We start from the raw sequence: 24,605 nt of genomic DNA, 5'->3' as shown, positions 1-24,605 counted from the left end.
CCGTTATAGCGGATGCAGACGGCGCGGCCAGCTAGTTGTCTTCGGCGTCCCCCTTCGGCCGGCTGCCGGCGAAGATCGCCTGGCCCTCAGGGCTGAGATATGGCTTCAGCGTCTCCCAGGGCACGAAGGCGACGTACTGGCCTTCGGCGTAGGGACCGACGGCATAGGGCGGATAATGGAAGGTCAGGCCGGAGCTCTTGCCGGCCTCCGTGGACGGCGCGAGCGTCACCGCACCGATTTTCAGGAGCTTCGGCTCCAGGTCCTTGAACCATTCGGCTGTCGCCGTTTCCGTCGCATCGCGCTTCTTCTTCTCGGCCTTGAGCGAGGTGAGGATCGCGGCCAGCATCGCCTTCATCGCCGGGCCGTTGTCGGCGGTCTCGGTGAAGAAGGGGCGGATGCTGATCGGCTTGGCGGCGGATCTGTCCCACAGGATGGTGTTGACGTCGCTATTGGGATGCGCGCCATTGGTGTCCATGTAGTCGTCCCTGAGCACGCTCACATAGCGGTCGGCGACGACGGAGCGCACGGAATATTTGCGCTCGAACGACCATTTGCGGTCGCGGAACAGTTGCGGGTCCTCCTTGCGTTCCTTGGCGGCATCAGCCGCGTTCTTGTCGATCCACTTCTTGCCGTCGGCGAGGCAATAGGCAGCGAGCGGCGCGTCCGCCTTGATCTGCGCATCGAGCGTGACGTTGGCCTCGATCGCCTTGGTGTTGATGGCGGCGTCCGGCTTGGGCTCGGCGGCGAGCGCCGGAAGCGAGATCAAGGCGAGCAGAAGTGCGAGACCTGGTCTGAAGGATGGCATGCGTTGTCCGGTCGGTTGCTGCGGCCGCATCCGCTGGCCGCATCGTCTGTCATCTGTGCGCTGGGACGCGGCGAAGTTCAATGCCGGCTCGTCGAGACCGTGCGAGACCAAGCGCCCGACTGTAATACCACCATAAGATGCCAGAAAATTTTCATCTCTTTTGAATTGCAGGCGCGGTCGTCCGCACCCATAGAGGCGCCGGGCAGCCGGGTGGAGTGCAGCGGCGCTTCATTGGAGGTCGACACGATGAAACGTGTGCTGCAATCACTCTTACTTTGTAGTCTTGCCCTCTCACCGCTCCCGGCCCGGGCATCCGATACGCTCGAGCAATATGCGCAGAAGTGTGATGCGGCGGTCGGCGTCACCGTGCCCGACTTCGTCTGCGGCGCCGGCACGCTGGTGCCCGACACGCATCCGACCGGAAACCGCTGCGATCGGCCGAACCAGCTCAACATGGTCTGCGATCCCGGCAGCCGCTTCCAGGTCCTGACCGACGATGCCAACGCGGCTGTCGTCGCGCATTGCCGCAAGAAGGGCCAGGGTGCGGGGCATTTCGGCGACATCGCCGTGATCCAGTACAACAAGAAGAACGGCGCGACCTGCTTCTATCAGGCGCTCGGCACCTTGTCGGGTGACGTCAAGGCGCCGTCCAAGGGCACGGGCGGCTTCTGGCTGACGCCGACGGACACCGCGGGCATTCGTTGCGCCGAATGCCACGACAACGGTCCCCTGATCCGCTCGCCCTATCTCACCCAGCTGAAGGACAATCCGAACGAGAAGAACGTGCTGCCGGGATCGCATGATTCCAACTTCAACAGCACGCAGCCCTATGCCTTCGTCGGTTCGGACTTCTCGTCATGGAAGGCCTACAAGGTCGAGGTCGAGGGCAATCTCTGCAACGACTGCCACCGCATGGGTGTCAGCAACCTGACGGCGCTCGACGCGAATTCCGGCACCGGCACCGCGCTCGATTTCGGCATTCGTGCCACCGCCGCCTGGGATCACAACAAGAATCACAGCAAGAACCCGGACTCGGCGAGCTCGCCGCTGTGGATGACCCCGGGCCAGACCGTATTCAGCCAGAGCCACCTCAATTCGGCGCTCGAGATCCAGAAATGCGCGCTGCGGCGCGACGAGCATCCGCTGCCGAACTCGCCGGTCTGCCGTCTGACCTTGTATGCCGCAGCATTTACGGAAGGCAGCCCGGATCGCTATGCCGCCATCTGGGCCAAGACCGGCGCCGAGCCATGGGTGGCCCGCCACGGCATGACGTCGGATCAATATCAGCAGGAGTTCGACAAGTTCGTCGCCCAGGGCTTTCGGCTGGTGAAGGTCGACGGCTATGAGGTCGATGGCAGCGCCCGCTATGCGGCGTTGTGGAACAAGGTGTCCTCAGCGCCCTGGCAGGCCCGCCATGGCATGACCAGCGCGAGCTACCAGGCCGAGTTCGACAAGCTGGTCGGGGAGGGCTATCGGCTGGTCTGGGTGAACGGCTACACCGTCAACGGCCAGGATCGCTATGCCGCGATCTGGGAGAAGAGCCAGGGGCCCGCCTTCATCGCGCGCCACGGCATGACCAGCGAGGCGTATCAGGCGGAGTTCGACAAGCACGTCGCGCAGGGCTATCGGCTCGTGGTCGTCAGCGGCTACGCCGTCGGCGACGAGGCGCGCTACGCCGCGATCTGGCAACGCGACCTCGGACCTCCCTTCGTGGCCCGTCACGGCATGAGCTCGGCCGACTATCAGCAGGCGTTCGATCAGAATGTCGGACAGGGCTTCCGGCTGGCCATGGTCAACGGCTATCGGGTCGGCGACAAGACGCTCTATGCGGCGATCTGGGACAAGAAGGCCTCGCCGGGCTGGGTAGCCCGCCATGGCATGACCAGCAACGAGTACCAGTCCGAGTTCAACAAGCTGGTCGGCGAGGGCTACCGGCTGATCGACGTCAGCGGCTATTAGGTCGCTCGCGGGCCGGGCGGTCTGATCAGGATCGCCCGGCGCGTTGCGCGCTACTCCGCCGCCTCGCTGTGGCCGAGCCGCGCGTTGAGCTTATGGATCAGCTCCTCGGCCGCGTCGGCGATGACGGTGCCCGGCGGGAAGATCGCCTCGGCGCCGGACTGGTAGAGTGCATCATAATCCTGCGGCGGCACGACGCCGCCGACGATGATCATGATGTCCTCGCGGCCTTGGCTTTTCAGCGCGGCCTTCAGCTCCGGCACCGCGGTGAGATGGGCTGCGGCGAGCGAGGAGACGCCGAGAATGTGAACGTCGTTCTCGACCGCCTGCCGCGCGGCCTCGTCGGCGGTGGCGAACAGCGGCCCGATGTCGACGTCGAAGCCGATATCGGCGAAGGCCGACGCGATCACCTTCTGGCCGCGGTCGTGGCCGTCCTGGCCGATCTTGGCGACGAGGATGCGCGGACGGCGTCCCTCCGCTTCCTCGAAGGCCTCGATCAGCGCCTGCAGCTTCTCGGCTTTGCCGGACATGGCGGCGATCTCCCGCTTGTAGACGCCGGTGATGGACTTGATCTCGGCGCGGTGGCGGCCGAACACTTTTTCCAGCGCATCCGAGATCTCGCCGACGGTGGCCTTGGCGCGCGCGGCCTCGATGGCGAGCGCCAGCAGGTTGCTGTTGCCGTCGCCGGCGGAGCGCGTGAGCGCCGCGAGGGCGGCGTCGACCTCGGCCTGCTTGCGCTCGGATTTCAGCTTGGAGAGCTTGTCGATCTGCAACCGGCGCACGGTGGAATTGTCGACCTTGAGCACGTCGAGCGGCGGCTCATCCGTGGGCTTGTACTTGTTGACGCCGATCACCGACTGGCGGCCGGTATCGATGCGCGCCTGGGTCTTGGCCGAGGCTTCCTCGATGCGCAGCTTGGGCACGCCGGCCTCGATCGCCTTGGCCATGCCGCCGAGCTCCTCGATCTCCTGGATGTGGCCCCAGGCCTTGGCGGCGAGATCGCGGGTGAGACGCTCGACATAGTACGAGCCGCCCCAGGGATCGATGATCCGGGTGGTGCCGCTCTCCTGCTGCAGGAAGAGCTGCGTGTTGCGGGCGATGCGCGCGGAGAAGTCGGTCGGCAGTGCCAGGGCCTCGTCGAGCGCGTTGGTGTGCAGCGACTGGGTGTGGCCTTGCGTGGCCGCCATTGCCTCGACGGCCGTGCGGACGACATTGTTGTAAACGTCCTGCGCGGTCAGCGACCAGCCGGAGGTCTGGCTATGCGTGCGCAGGGACAGCGAGCGCGGGTCTTTCGGGTTGAACGGCTTCAGGAGCTTGGCCCACAAGAGCCGGGCGGCGCGAAGCTTGGCGACCTCCATGAAGAAGTTCATGCCAATCGCCCAGAAGAACGACAGCCTTGGCGCGAAGCGGTCGACATCGAGGCCTGCGGCAATGCCGGCGCGTAAGTACTCGACGCCGTCGGCGAGCGTGTAGGCGAGCTCGAGGTCCTGCGTCGCGCCGGCCTCCTGCATGTGATAGCCGGAGATCGAGATCGAGTTGAACTTCGGCATCCGCTGCGAGGTGAAGGCGAAGATGTCGGAGATGATCCGCATCGAGGGCGACGGCGGATAGATGTAGGTGTTGCGCACCATGAACTCTTTCAGAATGTCGTTCTGAATGGTGCCCGACAGCTTCTCCGGCGGCACGCCTTGCTCTTCGGCGGCAACGACGAACAGAGCGAGGATCGGCAGCACCGCGCCGTTCATGGTCATCGACACGCTCATCTGGTCGAGCGGGATGCCGGCGAACAGCGTGCGCATGTCGTAGATCGAGTCGATCGCGACGCCGGCCATGCCGACATCGCCGCCGACACGCGGATGATCGGAATCATAGCCGCGGTGGGTGGCGAGATCGAACGCGACCGACAGGCCTTTCTGACCCGCAGCGAGGTTGCGGCGGTAGAAGGCGTTGGAATCCTCGGCCGTGGAGAAGCCGGCATATTGCCGGACCGTCCAGGGCTGGTTGACATACATGGTCGGGTAGGGGCCGCGCAGATAGGGGGGGGTGCCCGGCCACGTGTCGAGGAAATCGATGCCGGCGAGATCGGCCTCGCCATAGGCCGGCTTCACCGGAATGCCCTCGGGCGTCAGCCACGGCTCGGCGGCGCCAGCGGGCGCGGGGGCGGCGGTGGGCTCGAATGCGATGGCGCTGAAATCAGGAATGCGGCTCATGGCCTCGTGTCCTCATCGCGTTAGTCGTGATCCGGATGCTGATGGCTGACGATGGTCGCCATCTTCTCCGGTCCGTAATTTTGCTGCGTGGTCTGGCTCGGCAGGTTGGCGATTGCGACCACCCAGCCGAGCCGGGATTCCGAGCCGAACTGCCGTGTCGGCACGACGCGGTCGGGACGGTCGAAGCTGCCGGTCATGATCTCGATGCGCGGCCCGTCGATCGCGCCGAAGCCGAGCGGCGTGCCGCAGGCGGCGCAGAAATAGCGGTTCGCGATCGAGGAGGAGCGGAACGTTCCCGGCGTGCCCCGCGTCCAAGCGAAGCTGTCGTGGTTGATGTCGGCGAGCGACGCGAACGGCGCGCCCGTCGCCTTCTGGCACATTCGGCAATGGCAGATGGTGACGCGCGATGGCGCGGCCATCAGCGCATAGCGGATCGCGCCGCATTGGCAGCCGCCGGTGAGGACGGGTTTTGTCGCCTCGGTCATGCTCACTCCAGATGCGTATAGGCGTGTTCGAGCGTCTTCAGCGCGTCACCGCCGGCGAACACGAAGCTGCCGATCCCGGCCTCACGTAGCGCAGCCTCCTGCTCGCCGCCGCGGCCTGCGAGATAGATATGTCGCGCGCCGGCCGCTTGCAGCGCTTTGGCGGCGGGAATCGCAGTGTCGGCATAGACCTTGTCCGTCGAGCAGAGGCAGACGATCGCGGCGCCGGAGGCGCGGTACGCCTCCGCAAGCCCGGCCGGATCGGCGCCGCCCTGGCCATCGATCGCGGCAATGCCGCCAGCCTCGAAGAAGCTGCGGGCGAAGGTCGCGCGCGCGGTGTAGTCGGCGGTGGTGCCGAGATTGGCGAGGAACACCTGGGGACGCTGGCCCTTGCTCTTCAACAAAGCATCGGAGCGGTCGCGCAGCGTCTCGAAGGCGTCGGCGAGACGGATCGGCGTGAGCGGCGCGAAGCTGAGCGCAGCCTGTGGCGCAGGCGGAGGAGCCGAAGGCGCGACCGCTTCCACGGCCACCTCGGCCTCGTTCAAATTCGGAAACTCGCTGGCGCCGGTCAGCACGTCGCGCCGCTTGGCGATGTTGGCGTCGCGCGCCTGTTTCACCGCGGCGACCTTGGACTGGATGAGCCCGGATTGCAGCGCAGCGACCACGCCGCCGGCTTTCTCGATCTCCTGGAATAGCGCCCAGGCGGTGCCGCACAACTCGGCCGTCAGCGCCTCGATGCCACCGGCCCCAGCGGCGGGGTCGGCGACGCGGGCGAGGTTGCTTTCCTCCAGCAGCACCAGCTGCGTGTTGCGCGCGACACGGCGTGCGAAGGCATCGGGCAGGCCGAGCGCGGCCGTGTGCGGCAGGACCGTCACCGCATTGGCGCCGCCGAGGCCTGCGGCAAAGGTGGCGATGGTGGCGCGCAGCATGTTCACATAGGGATCGCGCCGGGTGAGCATGCGCCACGCCGTCTCGCCGGAGATGAAGAGCGGCTTCGGCGTAAGACCGCAGGCCTCTTCGATGCGCGCCCACAACCGGCGCAGGCTGCGGAATTTTGCCAGCGTCAGGAACTGATCGGTGTCGGCGGCGAGCCGCGCAGAGATCAGGTCGCGCGCGGTCTCCAATGCAACGCCGCTCGCTTCGAGCGCGCGCAAATAGGCGACGGCGGAGGCGAGCACGAAGGCGAGCTCCTGCGCCTCTGAGCCGCCGGCATCATGGATGACGCGACCGTCCGCAGCGAGGAAGGGCCCCTTGAAGCCGGCCTCAAGCAACTGCTTCACGACCGAGCCTGAGCTGCCGCCGAGCGTCGACGCATCATGCGCGCTCGCGCCGCGGCTCGCCGCATCGCCGATCGGATCGAGGCCGAAGCGGATGTCGCAGGCACCAGGCTTGACGCCGCGCTGCTTGACGTAGTCCGCGAGCAGTGCGGCCGCAGCGACGTCACTGGCCTGCAATTCGATCGCAATCGCAGCGTCGAGATGCACGCCGTCGAGCGCGCGCGCCAGCGCATCGGCTGTGGCCGGTAGACCAAAGCCGTGCGCGGCGTTCGATCCAGCAAACACCAGCGTCAGCCCGGTCGCGCCATTCTCCAGGTCGAGCAGCGCCTGCGCATTGGCCTTGGCCGCATCGGGATGATCGACGCGCTGCATGATCTGCCACGCCGCCGCCGGCGCGCGGCCGGCGACAGGCGCAGCGTCCTTGGCGCGCGGGTAGATCGGCTGGATCTTCAGGCCGTCATAGGTCTTGCCGACCAGTCTCTCGAACGCCGCGCCCTTCAACACGCCATCGACCAGCTTGCGCCAGTCCGCCTCGCTGGCCGGCGCGAAATCGGCGGCCAATCGCAGCTGTTCGGTGTCGGTGGTCATGCGGCCCGTGTCTCCCGGAAGCGTCTGTTATCGCGATGATTGTGGCGCAAAATGCCACGTCGCGACCGCCAAGCCAAACGGTTGTTTCGCGGGGGATGTCAGCTATTCGGCTGAGGGCAGCGGCTGGATTCCGTCGCGCGAAACGGCGAGCAGGGCGTCGGCCACCCGGCGGCCGGCAATCCGGCGCTCGGGGGCGATCTCGGCGAGCGGCACCAGCACGAAGCCGCGCTCGAACAGGCGCGGATGCGGCAAGGTGAGGTCGGGCGTGTCGATCCTGACATCATCATACGCGATGAGATCGAGGTCGAGCGTGCGCGGGCCCCACCGCGTCTCCTGCGCGCGATTGCGGCCGAACATGCGCTCGACCTCGTGCAGAATCGCGAGCAGGAGATGCGGCGCGGTCGTGGTCTCGATCGCGATGCAGGCATTGATGAAGGGCGGCTGCTGCTCCTCGCCCCAGGGCGGAGTGATGTAGTCGGAGGAGCGCGCGGCGAGCTTGGCCTCGGCCCGGCTGATGATCTCGGGAATGGCCTGCGCAAAGGTCGCCCTGACGTCGCCGACATTGCCGCCGAGGGCGATCAGCGCGCTGGCCATGGCGTCACGGATGCCGCGAGCGGGTCAGCACGACGCCGACATCCTCGAAGATCGCGGCGATCGGCGCGTGCGGCTTGTGCACGGTCACCTTGACGGCGCGAATGCGGGCGAAGGTCGCGAGGATCGCGTCGGCCACCGCGCCCGCGGCGCGTTCGAGCAGGCGATAGTTGACATCCTTGAACGCGGCCGTCGCCGTCTCGACCACGTCGGAGTAGGAGACCGTGTCCGCGAGCCGGTCGCTGCGCGAGGAGTCCGACAGATCAGTGTCGAGCTCGAGATCGATCACGAAGCGCTGGCCGACCTCGCTCTCATGCTCCATCACGCCGTGACGGGCATGGATGAGAACGCCTTTGATGAAAATGGTGTCGGTCATCCCTCAGCCTCGATTGCCGCTGCCACGCGCACGGCCTGAACCGTCTCGGCGACGTCATGCGCCCGGATGATCGCGGCGCCATGCCGAGCCGCGATGAGATGCGCCGCGATCGATCCGCCGAGCCGCTGATGCGGCTCGGATGCAACCACGGTGCTGATGAAGCGCTTGCGCGAGGCGCCGACCAGGAGCGGCAGCTCAAAGCGCGTGAAGGCATCGAGCCTGGCGAGCGCCGTCATGCTCTGCTGCGCCGTCTTGCCGAAGCCGATGCCGGGATCGAGCACGATATTGCCTGCGGGAATGCCGGCCTTTGCGGCGATGTCGAGCGAGCGCGCGAAGAAGCGCAGCATGTCGTCGATGATCTCGATGTCGGGATCGACGGCCTCGCGGTTGTGCATCACCACGACCGGCGCGCCATGCGCCGCAACCACCTCGGCCATATCAGGATCGCGCTGCAGGCCCCAGACATCGTTGGCGATCACCGCGCCTGCCTGGAGCGCGAAGCTCACAACCTGCGCTTTCATGCTGTCGATCGATACGGGCGCGCCGAGTGCGATGATCTCGGCCAGCACCGGCCGCAGCCGCGCCAGCTCCTCATCGGCGCTCACCGGCTCCGCGCCCTTATAGGGGCGGGTGGATTCGGCGCCGATATCGATGATGTCGGCGCCGGCCGCGATCATCGCCTTGGCCTGCTCGATCGCGCGTTCCGGCGCATTGAAGCGGCCGCCATCGGAGAACGAATCCGGCGTGACATTCAGGATGCCCATGACCGCGGGATAGGGACGCGCCAGCCACGGCCGCAGCAGCGGGTGGCTCGCGTTGAGGTCCGTAGCAGGGTGCGGCAAAATTGCGCTCATGGCCGCCGCTTTGCGCGGTTGCTACCCCCAAGTCAAGGTGTCGCACCGCACAAGGCCGATGCAGCCGGATAAAGACTGCTCAATAGCTGATTTTCGGCTCCAGCCGGCGCGCCTTCTCGATCAGCTGGCCGACGGATTTTTCCGAGGGCAGGATGCGAACCAGCTGCCGGCGCGTGTTCACTTCCTTGATGTTCTGCGCCAGCTTGGCGGGGTTGCGGTGCGCCAACTCGCGGACGGTGGTGACGCCGGCGGCACGCACCAGGCAGACCTTGGCCTTGCCCATGCCGGGGATGCGCATGTAGTCGGCGACGTTGGCCCATTCCAGCAATTGCTGCTCGCTGATCCCGGTCTTGGCGGCCAGCGCCTTGCGCCCCTTGACGGTGCGGGCAGCCTCGAGAAACGCGTCGGTGGTGCGGATGCCCAAAGCCTTCAGCTTGGAGGCATAGAAGGTCGTCATGCCTTCGAGTTCGGTGATCGGATATGTCATGAGACTCGGCGCGCGAAGGTGCTTCAAACGAACTGGTTCAGGCCTCGCGTGCCCAACCGCATCGTGATCATCTGGTCCGTTCCGGTTTGGTCTTGGAAGAACCCGGAAAGTTCAAGGGCGGGGTGTCCGTCGGTCGCAAAATCGTTTGCCTGCGCGTCATTGCCCGAAATCGAGCGGGTAGCAAACTGCCGCTGCGGCTTATCGTTGCACAGACCCTCAACAAAAATCTGGTCGATAAAAAAACGTTCTGAACAATGATGTCTTGACACTTCGGCCAAGACTGTAGCGATGCCGGCCGTTCTAGCCAGCGGCTCAAACAACTCGTCCATGTGAACCCCGTCTCCATCGGGCCCCCCGACCGGATGTCCTCTCGCTGAATTCATCTTGATCGGACGATCCGTGAATTACAAGCGACCACCCCGCGTCGCGCGCGAATCGATTCGCGATCGCGGATCAACTGTTGCAGCGATGCAAGACCCGATGGCCAATTTGCGGATGAAACCCGCACGTCGCGCAGCGCCGATGGTATGAATGCGGCATGGAGTTCGCGGCGGTGAGGGGCTCTGCGGCTGGTTCCAGGCAGTGAAACTGAAGTATGTTACGCCGCAGGCAAGGCGCGGCTCCATCGTGCGATGCGCAACAACATGATCGAGAGACGGATCAACATGGCACCATCCGGAAAATCACTCGCTGATACCGACGACAGGATTCTCGTAGGTGCCGGCGAGCAGCCGGCCTGGTTGACGCTTGCACTCGCCAACCGCCATGGCCTCGTGACGGGCGCGACCGGCACCGGCAAGACCGTGTCGCTGCAGGTGATGGCCGAAGGCTTTGCGCGCGCCGGTGTTCCGGTCTTCGCGTCGGACATCAAAGGGGATCTCTCCGGCATCTCGCAGACCGGCGAGGCCAAGGACTTCATCGTCAAGCGCGCGCAGGAGCTCGGACTGACCTATCAGCCCGATCAGTTCTCGACGGTATTTTGGGACGTGTTCGGCGAGCAGGGCCATCCGGTGCGCGCGACGGTCACCGAGATGGGACCTCTGCTGCTCGCACGCATGCTCGACCTCAACGATGTCCAGGAAGGCGTGCTCAACGTCGCGTTCCGTGTCGCCGACGAGAACGGGCTTGCGTTGATCGACATGAAGGATCTGCGCGCGCTGCTCGATGCCATCATCCCGGAAGCGAAGAAGGGCGCGGATGCAGCCGAAGATCCGCTGGCGCCGATCCGGAAAGCCGCGCAATCGTTCGGCAACGTCACGCGCGCGACCGTCGGCACCATCCAGCGCCAGTTGCTCGTGCTGGAGAACCAGGGTGGCACGAAGTTCTTCGGCGAGCCGGCGCTGACCTTGACGGACTTCATGAAGACCGACCGCGAAGGCCGCGGCATGATCAACATCCTCGTCGCCGACAAGCTGCTGCAGAACCCGCGCCTTTACGCGACCTTCCTGCTGTGGATGCTGTCCGAGCTGTTCGAGGAGCTGCCGGAGGTCGGCGACGTCGCCAAGCCGAAGCTGGTGTTCTTCTTCGACGAGGCGCATCTGTTGTTCAACGATGCGCCGAAGGCGCTGCTGGACAAGATCGAGCAGGTGGTGCGTCTCATTCGCTCCAAGGGCGTCGGCGTGTATTTCGTCACGCAGAACCCGCTCGACGTTCCCGATCGCGTACTCGGACAATTGGGCAACCGCGTGCAGCATGCGCTGCGCGCGTTCACGCCGCGTGACCAGAAAGCGGTGGCTGCCGCCGCCGACACGTTCCGTCCCAATCCCAAGCTCGATACCGCCAAGGTGATCACCGAGCTCGGCAAGGGCGAGGCGCTGGTGTCGTTCCTCGAAGGCAACGGCACGCCGGCCATGGTGGAACGCGTGTTGATCCGGCCGCCGTCGGCGCGGATTGGGCCGGTGACGCCGGAGGAGCGCAAGGCGATCATCGCGGCAAGCCCGGTGAAGGGGAAGTACGATACAGAGATCGACGCCGAGTCCGCCTATGAACTCCTGCAGCAGCGGATCGCCGGAAAGGCGGCAACCACAGAAGGCTCGTCCGGTGGCGTGCTCGGCACGATCGGTAATCTCGCTGCGACGATTTTCGGTACCAACGTCAAGCGCGGCCAGCTCTCGACCACGCAGGTGATCGCGCGCAACGTCGCGCGCCAGGTGACCGACAAGGTTGTCGGCGGCATCGCCGCCGATCTCGGCAAGCAGGTCGGCGGCTCCTTGGGCAGCTCGATCGGCCGTTCCCTGGTGCGCGGCGCGCTCGGCGGATTGCTGCGGCGCTGAGCCATGCCGGCATCGCCAGCGTGATGCTCACGGCATCACGCTGGTCCCGAGCGCGCAACGGGGCTACAAGCGAGCCAACAGGCGTCACCAGCGAAGGGATCTCTTGGCCATGGCCAATGCGCAGCTTCAATCCGTGCTCGACCACATCGATGGCGATTTCGACAACAGCCTGGACCGGCTGTTCCAGCTGATCCGCATCAAGTCGATCTCGGCCGATCCGGCCTTCGCTGAGGATTGCAAGCAGGCCGCCGATCATCTGGCCAAGGATCTCGCGACGCTCGGCTTCGCCACCGAGGTGCGCCCGACCGCCGGCCACCCGGCGGTCGTCGGCAAGAGCAACGGCCATGGTGCGGCCAAGCCGCATGTCCTGTTCTACGGCCATTACGACGTGCAGCCAGTCGATCCGCTCGAGCTGTGGCACCGGCCGCCGTTCGAGCCCGTGGTCACTGACCACGCCGACGGCCGCAAGATCATCGTCGCGCGCGGCGCCGAGGACGACAAGGGCCAGCTGATGACCTTCGTCGAGGCCTGCCGCGCCTGGAAGAAGGTGACGGGGTCGCTGCCGCTCGACATCACCGTGGTGATCGAGGGCGAGGAGGAGGTCGGCTCGAAGAACTTCGTGCCGTTCCTCGAAGCCAACAAGGACGAGTTCAAGGCCGATTTCGCGCTGGTCTGCGACACCGGCATGTGGGACCCGAACACGCCGGCGATCACGACCTCGTTGCGCGGTCTTCTCTATGAAGAGATCAAGATCAAGGCCGCCAACCGCGACCTGCATTCGGGCGTGTTCGGCGGCGGTGCGCGCAATCCGATCCGCGTGCTGACCGAGGTGCTCGGCGGACTGTTCGATGCGGATGGTCGCATCACCATTCCTGGTTTCTATGACGGCGTGAAGGACGTGCCGCCGGAAGTCCTGGAGCAATGGAAGAAGCTGAACCTGACGCCGGAGAGCTTTCTGAAGCCGATCGGGCTGTCGATTCCCGCCGGCGAAAAGGATCGCCTGCTGATCGAGCAGATTTCGTCGCGCCCTACCTGCGACATCAACGGCATCTGGGGCGGCTATATCGGCGAGGGCTCCAAGACGGTGATTCCGTCGCTGGCGCATGCGAAGGTGTCGTTCCGCCTGGTCGAAGGTCAGGATCCCCTGAAGATCCGCAAGGCGTTCCGCGACTACGTGTCGGCTCGCATCCCCGGCGACTGCGCGGTCGAGTTCGGCGATCACTCCGCGGGCGCCGCGATCGCGCTTGACTGGACCATGAAGCCGCTCGCCGCTGCCAAGCAGGCGCTGACCGAGGAGTGGGGCAAGGAGACCATCCTGATGGGCTCGGGCGCGTCGATCCCGATCGTCACCGACTTCAAGAAGACGCTCGGCCTGGACTCTCTGCTGGTCGGCTTCGGCCTCGACGACGACAACATCCATTCGCCGAACGAGAAGTACGACCTCAAGAGCTACCACAAGGGCATCCGCTCCTGGGCCCGCATCCTCGCCGCGCTCGCGGAGATGCCGCGGTAGGGCGGGCGGCTCGCCTCTTGGTCATGCTGGTGTGATGGGAGAGTGAACGCCGCACTCGCCCGTCATTCCGGGCGCGCGAACGCGAGAGCGCGGAATGATCGTGTGGAGAGAGCGCGGATGTCGCGCAAGTCAGCTCAAGCCGCACTGGCGACCGGCTGCGCGAGATCGCGACCTGCGATCTTGCGCAGCGCTGCGAGGTTGGCCTCGGCGGAGGCCAGTCGCCAGCAGGATTTTCCGCTCGATTTCGCTTCATAGAGCGCCGCATCCGCGGCGAACAGAAGGGATTCCGGATCGCTGCCGTGATCGGGCGCAGCCGCGATGCCGATGCTCATGCCGATGTTGACACGCGCGCCGCCGGGCAGCGCGATGGGAGCCGTCATCACCTCGATGAGGCGCTCGCCGAGCGCCAGGGCGTGATCGATATCCGGATCGGTGGCAAGGACGACGAACTCGTCACCGCCGATCCGGGCGATGACGTCAGAGGGCGAGACGATGCTCCGCAATGTCTTGCCGACGGTCTTGAGCAACTCATCGCCCGCGGCGTGGCCGAAGGTGTCGTTGACCGGCTTGAAGCCGTCGAGATCGAGGTAGAGCACGGCGAAGCTCTGCTGCCCCTGAACCCTGCTGGACAGACGGCTTTGCAGGGCGTCGATCAGGCCGGCGCGGTTGGACAAGCCCGTGAGCGGATCGCGCCGCGCCTGCGCATCGCTCTCGCTCTTGGCATGCATGACCGCCACCAGCATCTTGTTCAGGCGGAATGCCGCGCCGGTCATGGCGAGGAAGTAGACCGGCATCTGCAGATACATCGCAAACAGCAGCGGCTCGTGCGAGATGGCGACGCCGGGGATGACCGGGCCGATGCTGCACAGGATCATGGTGCCGACCAGGCGCGGTGCGCTGAAATTACGGAAGCAGATGCCGCCGACCATGGCCGCCGAGGAGATGCAGGCGAGCGACGCCGCGATCCAGTCGCCGGAGGCGAGGCTGATGCCGACGCCGAAGCCGACGCTGGCGCTCCATGCCACGGCCAGGAGGATGTGGATGTCGGTCGGCGTCGCGAGCTGCCGGCGGGCGCGGCGATAGGAGATGATCATGACGATCAGCCGCGACAGGCAGATCGCGACTTCGAGCATGAGCCAGCCGATGAAGAGGGCGGTCGGCGTGCGCAGCGCCAGCGCGGCCGCAACGGCGACGGTGTTGACGGCGCCGCCGGCGAACACCGACCAGCAGCCATAGAGCTCGCCGGTCAACGCCAGGCGGATATCCGGTGACACCGGATGTCCCGGGTCTGCCAGCCAGCGCGTCACGCGCCAGCGTGGCAAACTGAAAGCCAGACCATCACCCCGCATGTCAATACCTCCGCGGGGTTGCAATAAGCCGCATGGCACTTAACAGGTCTTTAGGGAGGTATCCTCGTCTGACTGCATGCTTGATGGACGGTAAAATTTGACTTGAATCGGTGCCGTTCAGGCTGAGGGCCGAGCCATCCTCAACCCGACGTGCGCACGCGGGCACGCTCCTCCGCGATCGGAGCGACCTCGACCGTCGCATTGCCGAGCGCGCGGTCGCGCTCGAACACGAGGCGGACGCGCTGTCCGACCGGCGTCAGGCCGATGAGATTGCGCACCTGGGTCGCGCTGCGCACCGGCATGTCGTTGGCCTTCACGATGATGTCGCCCTTGCGCAGGCCGGCCCGTTCGGCGGGCGAGCCCACGCTCACATCGGCGACCCGCGCGCCGACGACGCGGCCGTCCGCCGCCGAATCCAGATCGAGCAGGGTGACCCCGATGCGGCCGCGATCGACGCGGCCGTTGGCGACCAGCTGCTCCATCACCCGCCGCGCCATGTTGATCGGCACGGCAAAGCCGATGCCGACATTGCCGCCGCCGGGCGAGATGATCGCGGTGTTGATGCCGACCAGCTCGCCCCGCAGATTGATCAGCGCGCCGCCGGAATTGCCGGGATTGATCGCGGCATCGGTCTGGATGAAATCCTCATAGCCCTGCTTGCCGAGACCGGTGCGGCCGAGCGCGCTGACGAGGCCGGAGGTGACGGTCTGGCCGAGACCAAAGGGATTTCCGACCGCGATCACGAAATCGCCGACCTCCAGCGCGTCGCTGTCGCCCATCGCGATCGCTTTCAGCTCTGTCGGGTCCTTGATCTGCAGCAGCGCGATGTCGGTGGCGGGATCGCGGCCGACCAGGCGCGCGGAGAATTTGCGGCCGTCCTTGGTGCGGATCTGGGCGGTGGTGACGTGCTCGACGACATGGTTGGCCGTCATCACGTAGCCCCTGGCCGCATCGACGATCACGCCTGAGCCGGTGGCGCTGATCTGCTTCTCGACCTGCTTGGGCACGTCGAAGAAGTCGCGGAACAGCGGGTCCTGATAGAGCGGATTGTCCTGCCGGACCTTGCCCTCGACCGAGATGTTGACGACGGCGGGCGTCACCTCCTTGACCAGCGGCGCCAGCGTCGGCACGCGGCCAAGCTTGAGATCGGGGATCTGGGCGAGAGCGGGGGCAGCCAGGAGGGAGAGCAGGATCGCCGGCAGCAGGACCAAAGGCCGGAGACAACGCAGAATCTGCATCGTTTTTTCCTCGACGGACGGGGGCGGATTTTGGCGCCCGTAGAACTGGTCAGGACGGCTGCCGCGGTCAAGAGCCGTCCTGGCAATCGTTCCCACCGAGTGCCAAAAATTTTGCGTGACCCTCTTGAACGAAAAGTTCGGCTTTCCTAGGTCGTTGCTCGCCCGGGGGCCTCATGGGACCCGAGGCTTATGACATCGCTGATCTTGTGAAGGAGGATGTGCATGCATTTCCGTCCATTGCACGACCGCGTGCTCGTGCGCCGTATCGATGCCGAGGAGAAGACCAAGGGCGGCATCATCATTCCCGACACCGCCAAGGAGAAGCCGCAGGAGGGCGAGATCGTCGCCGCGGGGCCGGGCGCGCGGAATGAGCAGGGGCAACTGGTGCCGCTCGACGTCAAGCCAGGCGACCGCGTGCTGTTCGGCAAGTGGTCGGGCACCGAGGTGAAGATCGACGGCAAGGATCTCCTGATCATGAAGGAGAGCGACCTGCTCGGCATTGTCGACAAGCCCGCCGCGGCCAAGAAGGCCGCGTGATTCCTCGGAACTGACAGTCATACGAGAAAGGAGACGACGAACATGGCTGCCAAGGACGTGAAGTTTTCCACCGACGCGCGCGACCGCATGCTGCGCGGCGTCGACATCCTCGCCAATGCCGTCAAGGTCACGCTCGGTCCCAAGGGCCGCAACGTCGTGATCGAGAAATCGTTCGGCGCGCCGCGCATCACCAAGGACGGCGTGACGGTCGCCAAGGAGATCGAGCTGGAGGACAAGTTCGAGAACATGGGCGCGCAGATGGTGCGCGAGGTGGCCTCGAAGACCGCCGATCTCGCCGGCGACGGCACCACCACCGCGACCGTCCTCGCCCAGGCCATCGTGAAGGAAGGCGCGAAGTCCGTCGCCGCCGGCATGAACCCGATGGACCTCAAGCGCGGCATCGACCTGGCGGTCGACGCCATCGTCAAGGACCTCAAGTCGCACGCCAAGAAGATCACCAGCAATGACGAGATCGCGCAGGTCGGCACCATCTCGGCCAATGGCGACAGCGAGATCGGCCGCTTCCTCGCCGAGGCCATGCAGAAGGTCGGCAATGAGGGCGTGATCACGGTGGAGGAGGCCAAGAGCCTCGACACCGAGCTCGAGGTGGTCGAGGGCATGCAGTTCGACCGCGGCTATGTCTCGCCGTATTTTGTCACCAACTCCGAGAAGATGCGGGTCGAGCTCGAGGACCCCTACATCCTGATCCACGAGAAGAAGCTGTCGGGTCTGCAGACCATGCTGCCGCTGCTGGAGGCCGTCGTGCAGTCCGGCAAGCCGTTGCTGATCGTGGCCGAGGACGTCGAGGGCGAGGCGCTGGCGACGCTCGTCGTCAACAAGCTGCGCGGAGGCCTGAAGATCGCGGCCGTCAAGGCGCCGGGCTTCGGCGATCGCCGCAAGGCCATGCTGGAGGACATCGCGATCCTCACCGGCGGCACCACGATCTCAGAGGATCTCGGCATCAAGCTGGAGAACGTGACCTTGTCGATGCTCGGCCGCGCCAAGAAGGTCGTGATCGACAAGGAGAATACCACCATCGTCGACGGCGCCGGCGCCAAGAAGGACATCGAGGCCCGCGCGCAGCAGATCAAGCTGCAGATCGAGGAGACCACCTCCGACTACGACCGCGAGAAGCTGCAGGAGCGGCTGGCCAAGCTCGCCGGCGGCGTCGCGGTGATCCGCGTCGGCGGCGCCACCGAGGTCGAGGTCAAGGAGCGCAAGGACCGCGTCGACGACGCGCTGCACGCCACCCGCGCGGCCGTTGAGGAGGGCATCCTGCCCGGCGGCGGCGTGGCGCTGCTGCGCGCCACCAAGGTGCTCGACGGCATCAAGACCGCCAACGCCGACCAGAAGGCTGGCGTCGAGATCATCCGACGCGCCATCCAGGTGCCGGTGCGGCAGATCGTGCAGAACGCCGGCGACGACGGCTCGCTGGTGGTCGGCAAGCTGCTGGAGAAGGACACCTACAGCTGGGGCTTCAACGCCGCGACCGGCGAGTACCAGGATCTGGTGCAGGCCGGTGTGATCGACCCGGCCAAGGTGGTCCGCACCGCGCTGCAGGATGCGGCCTCGGTCGCCTCGCTCTTGATCACCACCGAGGCGCTGGTGGCTGACAAGCCGAAGAAGACGGAAGCCGCAGCCGCTCCGGCGATGGATTACTGATCGCTCTCAGCCGTGACGGACTGCCTGACGCGCCGTCCGTCACGGCCCTTCAAAAGAAAGTTAGTTGCTGCCGCCGCTGGCCGTGGATCGGCCACAACGCGCAGCTATCAGTCAGAGCTACGACCGCAATCCGTACAGAGCCGGCCACAATCGCCAGAGCGCGGCCGGCGCGTGGATGGATCGACGGTCGACGGGAGGTGCGGTTGGGCGCTGTCGCGCCGCCCGGTCTCAGTGCAGCGCAGAAGCCTTTGCAGGGCCAACATGGCTGCGTGGCAGTATAATCATCCGCCGCCAAATCCGACCTCGGTCATGCCGATCGCGGATCCGCGACGGCTGACGCGGTTTCTCATCGAAAGCGAGCAGCGCGTCGTCGCGCATTGCCAGGCCGTGCTGTCGCGGGGCGACATCGATCCGCGCGAGCGCGAGCGGCTGGTCAGCGTATTGCGCGAGGCCACCATGCGGTTGCAGCGGCTGTCGGCTGTGGCAGCGTGACGCCTGGAGATACCGCCCGGCTCGTGGCAAAAAAAATGGCTTGAGGCTCTTGAAACAGCCCGACGTTTTTCTAAGTCGTTTGTCGCCGCTTCGGCGGCGCCGGGTGCCTTTCGGGCCCGGCAATGATCTGGGCGCTGACCGGTTGTCTGGTTCTCAGAAGTAGTCCTGCATCGGCCCGGCGCTCCTTCGTATCCATCTTGCTCCCTGGAGGACTTGGTTATGAGGACGTATGATTTCAGCCCGCTGTGGCGTTCGACCATCGGCTTCGACCGGCTGTTCAGCCTGCTCGACGAGACCCAGCGCGCCGTCGAGGACAATTATCCCCCTTGCAACATCGAGCGGATCGGCGACGACCGCTATCAGATCTCGCTGGCGTTGGCCGGCTTCGCGCCGGATGAGCTCACCATCACGGCCGAGCACAATGTGCTGACGGTCGAGGGCCGCAAGGCCGACAAGGAAACCCGCGAGTACCTGTATCAGGGCATCTCGTCGCGGCCCTTCAAGCGGCAGTTCAATCTGGCCGACTATGTGCAGGTGACGAACGCCGCGTTCGACAACGGCCTGCTGCGGATCGAGCTGGTGCGGGAGATCCCCGAGGCCATGAAGCCGCGTCGCATCGCCATCGGCACCGCGCCCGCCGAGCAGATCGCGCAGTCGAGAGCTGCTTGAGGTTTTTGACCCGCGACGCGGGCTGCATCGTCGCCCGCGTCGCGGCATCATTCTTCTGTTGTGAAAGGAGTGGAGGAGGAGACACGCTATGAGCGATCACCGTGTTTCGATCACCGCAAGCGGCGCCGGTTTCCATCCGGTCTCGCATTACGCATCCCCGACGGACCTGTTGAACGATGCGAAGCTGTCGCGAGCCGAGAAGCGGCTGATCCTGTCATCCTGGGCGTCGGACATGTATGCGGTCGAATCGCAGCCGGGCCTGCGCAAGATCCCGGGCATCGCGAGGCCGCTTCGTCTGTCCGACATCCTCGGTGCGCTGCGCCAGCTCGATCGCGAGGATCAGCCACCGCGGCCGCGCGGCGGTGCCGCGATGCGCATTGTTCCGCGCGTCGATGTCGAGGCCGATGGGGCTGCGGCGGATCATGCTCTCGGCAGTGGAAGTCGGATGCGGCCAGCCGCTCGGCTGCGGTTCTCGCGCGAAGCCAATGTGCGGCGCTATCGCAAGCTGCTGGCCACCCGGCTCGCCGAGCACGAGCGGCGATTCGTCGAGCGCCGGCTGACGGAGGAACTGCAGCAGTTGCACGGACTGTCGGAGCGGCCGCCGTCGGCGCAGGCGGCGTGCTGCTGACCAACCATATAAAAACGCCGCCCGGAATTGGGCGGCGTTTCATTCCAAATAGCGTAGAGGGTGATGCCCCCTTATAGCCGATCAGCGCGCGACGATCAATTCCGGTACCCCGGATTGACCCGGTCGAGCCGGCGCAGCAGCGGCGGCCAGACCAGCTGATTGGAGCGGAGCTCGGCGCGGTCCTCGCTCTCGAACAGCTTGGCGTTCTTGTCGATGACCTCGTCGCGGACGGGGTAGGCCACCGGCCCCAGCGTGCGCGTGCGGACCTGGATCGAGCAGGCGCGCTCGAGGTGATACATCCGCTCGAACGCCGAGGCGACCGAGCGGCCCACGGTCAGCGTGCCGTGATTGCGCAGCAGCATGTGGTTCTTGGTGCCGAGGTCGCGCTGCAGCCGCGGCCGCTCGTCATGGTCCAGCGCCACGCCTTCATAGTCGTGATAGGCGAGGTCGTGGGTGACGTATTGCGCGATCTGGTTCGCGGGCAGCAGGCCGTCGGCGCAGCTCGACACCGCGACGCCGTCCAGCGTGTGCAGATGGATCACGCAGCCGGCGTCCTCGCGCACCTCGTGGATCGCCGAATGGATGGTGAAGCCAGCCGGGTTGATGCTGTACTCGCTCTCGGAGAGCTGATTGCCGTAGAGGTCGACCTTGATCAGGCTGGAGGCGGTGATCTCCTCGAACAGCAGGCCATAGGGATTGATCAGGAAGTGATGCTCGGGGCCGGGCACGCGGGCCGAGATGTGGGTGTCGACCAGATCATCCCAGCCGAACATGGCGACCAGGCGGTAGGCGGCGGCGAGGTTGACCCGCTGCGACCACTCCGCCTCCGTCATGTTGGACGGCACTTCCTTCAGGCGCGCTTCGGCTGGCGACATGGCATTCTCCGATCTCAGGGTTGATCGGAGCCTAAGCGGCCTCTCCCGGCTCGGCAAGGCGCGGAGCCGGGAGGGCAGTCATGTCGTTTGGCTGAGCCAATCGCCTTACGGAGCCGGGATCGACAGCAGGCTGGAGATGCTGCGGCCGCGGATGTCGTAGACCCGGGCGAACACGACGTCGTCACGCTTGATCTCGACCATGACGGGAGCCGTCAGTCCCTTGCAGTAGAACTCGCCGAGCGTCATCGCGAAGTCCGCCGCATGGCTGTCCCAGCCGATGGTGAAGTCCGGGCCGAGCGCGACCTGGGCCGGCCGCTGCGGACCGCACACGGCGACCTTCCATTTGTGCCCGATCGGCGGCACCTCCTGGCGCTCGTCGAGCTGCTCCTTGAGCCCGTCCGAGGCCTGCTTCAGCGCCAGGCCCCAATAGTCCAGCATGAAGCGGGTGTCGGCCTCGCGCACCGTGCCCGCGATGTAGTTGAAGTGCGTGTATTGATAGGGGTGCAGCCGGATCATCTCGGCGAGCGGCAGCAGCAGGCCAAAGGAGAAGGCGGCGATGGCCACCGGCTGCCAGCTGCGGCGCTCGTCATTGTTGAGCCAGGAGAGCAGCCACGAGAACGCGATGCCGCCGAGCAGCGCCATCGGCGGGATCACGAACACGAAGTGGCGGATGCCGTTGTACAGCGCCGGGCGTTTGACGATCGCGATCAGGATCGGCAGCGTCGCCGCCAAGGTCAGCATCAACAGGATCGTCTTCTGGCGGGCCGGCATGTCCGGGCGCGACAGTGACATCAGCGTGGCCACCACGCCGGCCACGAACAGCGCGAGCATCAGCTCGGGCAGTTGCAGCGCGAACAAGGTCGGCAGATAGGACCACGGCATGTCCGGCACCGAGACCAGCGCGCCGTCGAACATCTCCTTCCACGGCTTCTCGAAGAAGTGCGAGAAGTAGGTCAGCGCGCGGAACGGATTGGCCGGCTCGATGATCGACCAGGGCCAGATCAGGCCCATGACCAGATAACCCACAATCAGGCCGGGGATCAGCACGTAGAGCACATGGGCGAAGCGGCGGATCGCCTCGCGCGCGCCTTGCGTGCGGTACTCCTCCAGGAACAGCGGCAGGAAGCCGACCATGGCGTAGACCACCGCCATGCCGCCGAGAATGCGGCAACCGATCGAAAAGCCGGCGCCGAGGCCGAGGATCAGGATCGTGCGCGGCGAGGGGTAGGGATACTCCTCGGCAAGGCGCACCAAGCCCATCAGCAGCACCACCATCGCGACCGCGAACGGCGCATCCTTCGGGTTCATGAACATGTGGCCGTAGAAGATCGGGCACAGGGCCAGCAGCAGCAGGGCGGCAAGGCCGGCCACGGCGCCGCCGATCCGGCGCGCCAGCCGCCAGGTGACGGCGAGGCCGATCAGCCCGACGATGGCGCCGACCAGCCGGCGCGTCTCGAACAGCTCCAGCGGCAAGATCTTGTGCAGCAGCGCTGCAACCATGTCGAACCCGCCGCCGTACATATACAGATTGGCGAACGACAGTGCCGCCTGGTCCCTGAAACCGGAACCGTACATGCGCAGCAACAGATCGGCATATTCGGCGTGGGTGTAGTCGTCCCAGCCGAGGCCATAGTCGCGGAACGTCAGTCCGGCCACCACCGCGACGGCGGCGAGCGCGAACATGGCGAGATCGTCACAAGTCCGCTCGAGGGTCCGCCGCGTCGGCGTCTCGAGGACCGAAGTGGTTATCGATGTCATGGCTGAGTGTGACCCGGCGTCCCCTAACGACCCCGCTTCCGCGGTTCAGGCCTGTATGTCCCGCTGCGTATAGCGCGTCCCGGTTTCCGAGGTGTTGGAAATATGAACGTCACGCTTCCATCGCAGTGCAGCAGGGGCCCGAATTTCGGCTGCTTGGTGCCATAGTGGCACAGTGACATGAACGCGTCCTGAACCATCAGCCTCGGGACAAACCCGGAGGAACCCTAGTCGGTTCCGTGGGTTGGCGGGGGCGGAATGTGGCGCGATCGTGGCGCGCGAATCCCCTCCATCGGGGTGAGACGACGGTCTGGCCGAAGTTCTGCTGCAAATTGTCGCGGATTTCGACTAGAAGCAGCCAGGGGACGCGGGGCAACCGCTGCTAGCTAGTGTGATATCGGTCGGGACGCCGTCCGGAACCGACGCATTAGGGGATAGGTTCGAATGATGAGTGCTTTGTTGGCCGCTGGGGCCCTGGCCGTGCTGGCTGGGCTTGGAGCGATCGCCTGGGGAATTCCGGTCAAGGAGTTCAGTCTCGGCAACACGCTGATCCTGTCGGGCACCCTCGGCGTCTGCAGCGGGCTCATCCTATTCGGCCTCTCGGCGGTCCTGAGCGAGCTGAAGGTGATTTCCCACAGGTTGCGGACGCGCAATCCCTCCGAGACCGAGGTTCGGCCCCTGCAGCTCCCGGGCGCGATGACCAAGCCTGAGCTCGACACGCCGCCAGTGCCGCCGTCGGAGGACATGTGGCGCGAGGGCGGTGCGCCGCGGCCGAGGCCGCGGATGCCCGACCTGTCTGGGCCATTGTCATCAGCGCCGCTGGCGCCGCCTCCGATGTCCTCGGCATTGTCCGCGAGCCTGCGCGCCGCCAGCGTGGAGCCGGCATCGGACGAGCCGGCCCCGGAGCCGGCCGAGCGGCCCAGGCGCAATTTGCTGTTCGCGTCGAGCTCGCGAAGCGAGCGGGAGCGGGACAAGCGCGCCGCAGAGCCGATGCCGACGGACTTCCGGTCGCCGCCGCTCAGCGAGCCGCCGGCTGCGCCTCTCGATGAGCCGGCACCGGAGCCCGCGCCTCCCGCGCTGGACGACAACCGGTCGCGGCCCGAACGGACGCGGGCCTCGGACTCGCTGCGGCCGCCGTTCCCGCGCCGCTTGGCGCGGGCCGCGCCGGCTTTCGTCGAGCCCGAGCCGCCGCCGGCGCCGGAGCCCCAGGAGCCGGAGGTGCCGGCCGCCAGCATCATCAAGTCGGGGGTGGTCGATGGAATGGCGTACTCGCTCTATTCTGACGGCTCGATCGAAGCGCAGATGCCCGAGGGCATGATGCGCTTCGCTTCGATCGACGAGCTGCGCACCCACCTGGAAGGGCGCACCTGACGCACGTCAGGGTGCTTAGACTGGCATATCAGCCACAGTACTGAGGCGAGGACAGACTTCTCAAGAAGAAGTCCTCACCTTATTGTCATTTTGCCAGTCATTCGCCCATATTGCTTGGAGAATTGACAGACGACGCGGGGCACTCGCACGGGTGATACTTGCGAGTGAAAGTCAGTGCGCGACAGTGGGGGTGCGCTTCGATGACCGACGGGGCCGGCAAGAGCTTTATCGATCTGACGGCCGACATCGTGTCGGCCTATCTCAGCAACAATCCGACGCCCGCAGCCGAGATCCCCTCGCTGATCAGCCAGGTGCATGCGGCGCTGACGCGCGTCGCGGCCGGACGCAGCGAGCCGGCGCCTGAGCCGGCGCGGCCCGCGGTGCCGGTGAAGAAGTCGATTCACCCGGACTATCTGGTCTGTCTCGAGGACGGCAAGCGCTTCAAGTCGCTGCGCCGGCACCTGCGCACGCAGTACAACATGACGCCGGAACAATATCGGGACAAATGGAACCTGCCGCCCGATTACCCGATGGTGGCGCCGAACTACGCGGTGACCCGCTCGCAGCTCGCCAAGAAGATGGGCTTGGGGCAGCAGCGTCCCGAGCGCGAGAAGTAG

The 24,605-nt window shown here is 65.8% G+C and carries 23 protein-coding genes; 10 read left to right on the top strand and 13 right to left on the bottom strand.

Translation table 11 applies throughout. The features are described 5' to 3' along the window. Positions 1–31 precede the first annotated feature (31 nt). On the bottom strand, positions 32–805 hold the full coding sequence (locus tag ACVILH_RS29365) for a DUF3298 domain-containing protein (RefSeq protein ID WP_456716000.1): 774 nt from the start codon (positions 803–805) through the stop codon (positions 32–34). 246 nt (positions 806–1,051) lie between these two features. Between ACVILH_RS29365 and ACVILH_RS29360 the strand changes: the two genes are divergently transcribed. Next, positions 1,052–2,764 carry a hypothetical protein gene (locus ACVILH_RS29360; RefSeq protein ID WP_456715999.1) on the top strand — a complete coding sequence of 571 codons (1,713 nt, stop codon included), beginning with the start codon at positions 1,052–1,054 and terminating at the stop codon, positions 2,762–2,764. A 50-nt stretch (positions 2,765–2,814) separates the two neighbouring features. Here ACVILH_RS29360 and scpA read toward each other — a convergent pair whose 3' ends face one another. From scpA to ACVILH_RS29320, 8 genes are all read right to left on the bottom strand, one after another. Further along, positions 2,815–4,971: a methylmalonyl-CoA mutase gene (scpA, locus tag ACVILH_RS29355; protein ID WP_456715998.1), complete on the bottom strand. Its 2,157-nt coding sequence runs from the start codon at positions 4,969–4,971 to the stop codon at positions 2,815–2,817. Between the two features lie 20 nt (positions 4,972–4,991). Next, positions 4,992–5,456, bottom strand: a complete 465-nt coding sequence (locus tag ACVILH_RS29350) for a GFA family protein (protein WP_456715997.1) — start codon at positions 5,454–5,456, stop codon at positions 4,992–4,994. 2 nt (positions 5,457–5,458) lie between these two features. Next, positions 5,459–7,318, bottom strand: coding sequence for a methylmalonyl-CoA mutase family protein (locus tag ACVILH_RS29345; protein WP_456715996.1), 1,860 nt, complete (start codon positions 7,316–7,318; stop codon positions 5,459–5,461). 102 nt (positions 7,319–7,420) lie between these two features. Then, positions 7,421–7,912, bottom strand: coding sequence for a 2-amino-4-hydroxy-6-hydroxymethyldihydropteridine diphosphokinase (gene folK / locus ACVILH_RS29340; protein WP_456715995.1), 492 nt, complete (start codon positions 7,910–7,912; stop codon positions 7,421–7,423). Positions 7,913–7,916: 4 nt separating this feature from the next. Continuing rightward, entirely contained in the window at positions 7,917–8,285 is a 369-nt protein-coding gene (gene folB, locus ACVILH_RS29335) for a dihydroneopterin aldolase (RefSeq protein ID WP_456715994.1), read from the bottom strand. Continuing rightward, the gene (gene folP / locus ACVILH_RS29330) at positions 8,282–9,139 is read right to left on the bottom strand and encodes a dihydropteroate synthase (protein ID WP_456715993.1); all 858 of its coding nucleotides are present in this window, start codon (positions 9,137–9,139) and stop codon (positions 8,282–8,284) included. The genes folB and folP overlap by 4 nt, the downstream gene beginning before the upstream one ends. Before the next feature lie 79 nt (positions 9,140–9,218). Further along, entirely contained in the window at positions 9,219–9,626 is a 408-nt protein-coding gene (locus tag ACVILH_RS29325) for a DUF4332 domain-containing protein (protein WP_456715992.1), read from the bottom strand. A gap of 23 nt (positions 9,627–9,649) precedes the next feature. Next, the gene (locus ACVILH_RS29320; protein ID WP_456715991.1) at positions 9,650–9,955 is read right to left on the bottom strand and encodes a hypothetical protein; all 306 of its coding nucleotides are present in this window, start codon (positions 9,953–9,955) and stop codon (positions 9,650–9,652) included. A gap of 336 nt (positions 9,956–10,291) precedes the next feature. On the opposite strand from ACVILH_RS29320, the gene ACVILH_RS29315 reads away from it, so the two are divergent. Beyond that, positions 10,292–11,899: a helicase HerA-like domain-containing protein gene (locus tag ACVILH_RS29315; protein WP_456715990.1), complete on the top strand. Its 1,608-nt coding sequence runs from the start codon at positions 10,292–10,294 to the stop codon at positions 11,897–11,899. A 109-nt stretch (positions 11,900–12,008) separates the two neighbouring features. Continuing rightward, the gene (locus ACVILH_RS29310) at positions 12,009–13,412 is read left to right on the top strand and encodes a M20/M25/M40 family metallo-hydrolase (RefSeq protein WP_456715989.1); all 1,404 of its coding nucleotides are present in this window, start codon (positions 12,009–12,011) and stop codon (positions 13,410–13,412) included. Positions 13,413–13,546: 134 nt separating this feature from the next. Here the strand turns inward: ACVILH_RS29310 and ACVILH_RS29305 are convergent, their stop codons facing one another. Together ACVILH_RS29305 and ACVILH_RS29300 are read right to left on the bottom strand one after the other, a co-directional pair. Beyond that, positions 13,547–14,761 (bottom strand): diguanylate cyclase domain-containing protein, encoded by a 1,215-nt coding sequence (locus ACVILH_RS29305; protein WP_456715988.1) that lies wholly within the window; start codon positions 14,759–14,761, stop codon positions 13,547–13,549. Positions 14,762–14,901: 140 nt separating this feature from the next. Then, complete coding sequence (locus ACVILH_RS29300) at positions 14,902–15,999, bottom strand: trypsin-like peptidase domain-containing protein (protein WP_456715987.1); 1,098 nt, start codon at positions 15,997–15,999, stop codon at positions 14,902–14,904. A 222-nt stretch (positions 16,000–16,221) separates the two neighbouring features. Here ACVILH_RS29300 and groES point away from each other — a divergent pair, with 222 nt between their 5' ends. From groES to ACVILH_RS29275, 5 genes are all read left to right on the top strand, one after another. Beyond that, complete coding sequence (gene groES, locus ACVILH_RS29295) at positions 16,222–16,536, top strand: co-chaperone GroES (protein ID WP_456715986.1); 315 nt, start codon at positions 16,222–16,224, stop codon at positions 16,534–16,536. A gap of 42 nt (positions 16,537–16,578) precedes the next feature. Next, positions 16,579–18,198 carry a chaperonin GroEL gene (groL, locus tag ACVILH_RS29290; RefSeq protein ID WP_456715985.1) on the top strand — a complete coding sequence of 540 codons (1,620 nt, stop codon included), beginning with the start codon at positions 16,579–16,581 and terminating at the stop codon, positions 18,196–18,198. Positions 18,199–18,459: 261 nt separating this feature from the next. Next, on the top strand, positions 18,460–18,690 hold the full coding sequence (locus ACVILH_RS29285; protein ID WP_456715984.1) for a hypothetical protein: 231 nt from the start codon (positions 18,460–18,462) through the stop codon (positions 18,688–18,690). A gap of 219 nt (positions 18,691–18,909) precedes the next feature. Then, positions 18,910–19,359 (top strand): Hsp20 family protein, encoded by a 450-nt coding sequence (locus ACVILH_RS29280; RefSeq protein ID WP_456715983.1) that lies wholly within the window; start codon positions 18,910–18,912, stop codon positions 19,357–19,359. Positions 19,360–19,447: 88 nt separating this feature from the next. After that, positions 19,448–19,987, top strand: a complete 540-nt coding sequence (locus tag ACVILH_RS29275) for a hypothetical protein (protein ID WP_456715982.1) — start codon at positions 19,448–19,450, stop codon at positions 19,985–19,987. 95 nt (positions 19,988–20,082) lie between these two features. Here ACVILH_RS29275 and ACVILH_RS29270 read toward each other — a convergent pair whose 3' ends face one another. Both ACVILH_RS29270 and ACVILH_RS29265 read right to left on the bottom strand, forming a co-directional pair. Further along, a complete protein-coding gene (locus tag ACVILH_RS29270) occupies positions 20,083–20,862 on the bottom strand; it encodes a class II aldolase/adducin family protein (RefSeq protein WP_456715981.1) in 780 nt (259 codons plus the stop codon). 105 nt (positions 20,863–20,967) lie between these two features. Continuing rightward, entirely contained in the window at positions 20,968–22,620 is a 1,653-nt protein-coding gene (locus ACVILH_RS29265) for a glycosyltransferase family 39 protein (protein WP_456715980.1), read from the bottom strand. 441 nt (positions 22,621–23,061) lie between these two features. Here ACVILH_RS29265 and ACVILH_RS29260 point away from each other — a divergent pair, with 441 nt between their 5' ends. Both ACVILH_RS29260 and ACVILH_RS29255 read left to right on the top strand, forming a co-directional pair. Continuing rightward, complete coding sequence (locus ACVILH_RS29260) at positions 23,062–23,988, top strand: hypothetical protein (RefSeq protein ID WP_456715979.1); 927 nt, start codon at positions 23,062–23,064, stop codon at positions 23,986–23,988. A 200-nt stretch (positions 23,989–24,188) separates the two neighbouring features. Further along, a complete protein-coding gene (locus tag ACVILH_RS29255) occupies positions 24,189–24,605 on the top strand; it encodes a MucR family transcriptional regulator (RefSeq protein WP_012043182.1) in 417 nt (138 codons plus the stop codon).

Source organism: Bradyrhizobium sp. USDA 4353 (genome assembly GCF_054063215.1).
Note: the sequence above shows the minus strand (reverse complement) of the source record. Positions and strands in the feature narration are given on the sequence as shown.

What these genes read in the sequence shown, in the direction of transcription:
- ACVILH_RS29365 (WP_456716000.1), bottom strand. Translation starts at nt 805, where the DNA reads ATGCCATCCTTCAGACCAGGTCTCGCACTTCTGCTCGCCTTGATCTCG.
- ACVILH_RS29360 (WP_456715999.1), top strand. Translation starts at nt 1,052, where the DNA reads ATGAAACGTGTGCTGCAATCACTCTTACTTTGTAGTCTTGCCCTCTCA.
- scpA (WP_456715998.1), bottom strand. Translation starts at nt 4,971, where the DNA reads ATGAGCCGCATTCCTGATTTCAGCGCCATCGCATTCGAGCCCACCGCC.
- ACVILH_RS29350 (WP_456715997.1), bottom strand. Translation starts at nt 5,456, where the DNA reads ATGACCGAGGCGACAAAACCCGTCCTCACCGGCGGCTGCCAATGCGGC.
- ACVILH_RS29345 (WP_456715996.1), bottom strand. Translation starts at nt 7,318, where the DNA reads ATGACCACCGACACCGAACAGCTGCGATTGGCCGCCGATTTCGCGCCG.
- folK (WP_456715995.1), bottom strand. Translation starts at nt 7,912, where the DNA reads ATGGCCAGCGCGCTGATCGCCCTCGGCGGCAATGTCGGCGACGTCAGG.
- folB (WP_456715994.1), bottom strand. Translation starts at nt 8,285, where the DNA reads ATGACCGACACCATTTTCATCAAAGGCGTTCTCATCCATGCCCGTCAC.
- folP (WP_456715993.1), bottom strand. Translation starts at nt 9,139, where the DNA reads ATGAGCGCAATTTTGCCGCACCCTGCTACGGACCTCAACGCGAGCCAC.
- ACVILH_RS29325 (WP_456715992.1), bottom strand. Translation starts at nt 9,626, where the DNA reads ATGACATATCCGATCACCGAACTCGAAGGCATGACGACCTTCTATGCC.
- ACVILH_RS29320 (WP_456715991.1), bottom strand. Translation starts at nt 9,955, where the DNA reads ATGGACGAGTTGTTTGAGCCGCTGGCTAGAACGGCCGGCATCGCTACA.
- ACVILH_RS29315 (WP_456715990.1), top strand. Translation starts at nt 10,292, where the DNA reads ATGGCACCATCCGGAAAATCACTCGCTGATACCGACGACAGGATTCTC.
- ACVILH_RS29310 (WP_456715989.1), top strand. Translation starts at nt 12,009, where the DNA reads ATGGCCAATGCGCAGCTTCAATCCGTGCTCGACCACATCGATGGCGAT.
- ACVILH_RS29305 (WP_456715988.1), bottom strand. Translation starts at nt 14,761, where the DNA reads ATGCGGGGTGATGGTCTGGCTTTCAGTTTGCCACGCTGGCGCGTGACG.
- ACVILH_RS29300 (WP_456715987.1), bottom strand. Translation starts at nt 15,999, where the DNA reads ATGCAGATTCTGCGTTGTCTCCGGCCTTTGGTCCTGCTGCCGGCGATC.
- groES (WP_456715986.1), top strand. Translation starts at nt 16,222, where the DNA reads ATGCATTTCCGTCCATTGCACGACCGCGTGCTCGTGCGCCGTATCGAT.
- groL (WP_456715985.1), top strand. Translation starts at nt 16,579, where the DNA reads ATGGCTGCCAAGGACGTGAAGTTTTCCACCGACGCGCGCGACCGCATG.
- ACVILH_RS29285 (WP_456715984.1), top strand. Translation starts at nt 18,460, where the DNA reads ATGGCTGCGTGGCAGTATAATCATCCGCCGCCAAATCCGACCTCGGTC.
- ACVILH_RS29280 (WP_456715983.1), top strand. Translation starts at nt 18,910, where the DNA reads ATGAGGACGTATGATTTCAGCCCGCTGTGGCGTTCGACCATCGGCTTC.
- ACVILH_RS29275 (WP_456715982.1), top strand. Translation starts at nt 19,448, where the DNA reads ATGAGCGATCACCGTGTTTCGATCACCGCAAGCGGCGCCGGTTTCCAT.
- ACVILH_RS29270 (WP_456715981.1), bottom strand. Translation starts at nt 20,862, where the DNA reads ATGTCGCCAGCCGAAGCGCGCCTGAAGGAAGTGCCGTCCAACATGACG.
- ACVILH_RS29265 (WP_456715980.1), bottom strand. Translation starts at nt 22,620, where the DNA reads ATGACATCGATAACCACTTCGGTCCTCGAGACGCCGACGCGGCGGACC.
- ACVILH_RS29260 (WP_456715979.1), top strand. Translation starts at nt 23,062, where the DNA reads ATGATGAGTGCTTTGTTGGCCGCTGGGGCCCTGGCCGTGCTGGCTGGG.
- ACVILH_RS29255 (WP_012043182.1), top strand. Translation starts at nt 24,189, where the DNA reads ATGACCGACGGGGCCGGCAAGAGCTTTATCGATCTGACGGCCGACATC.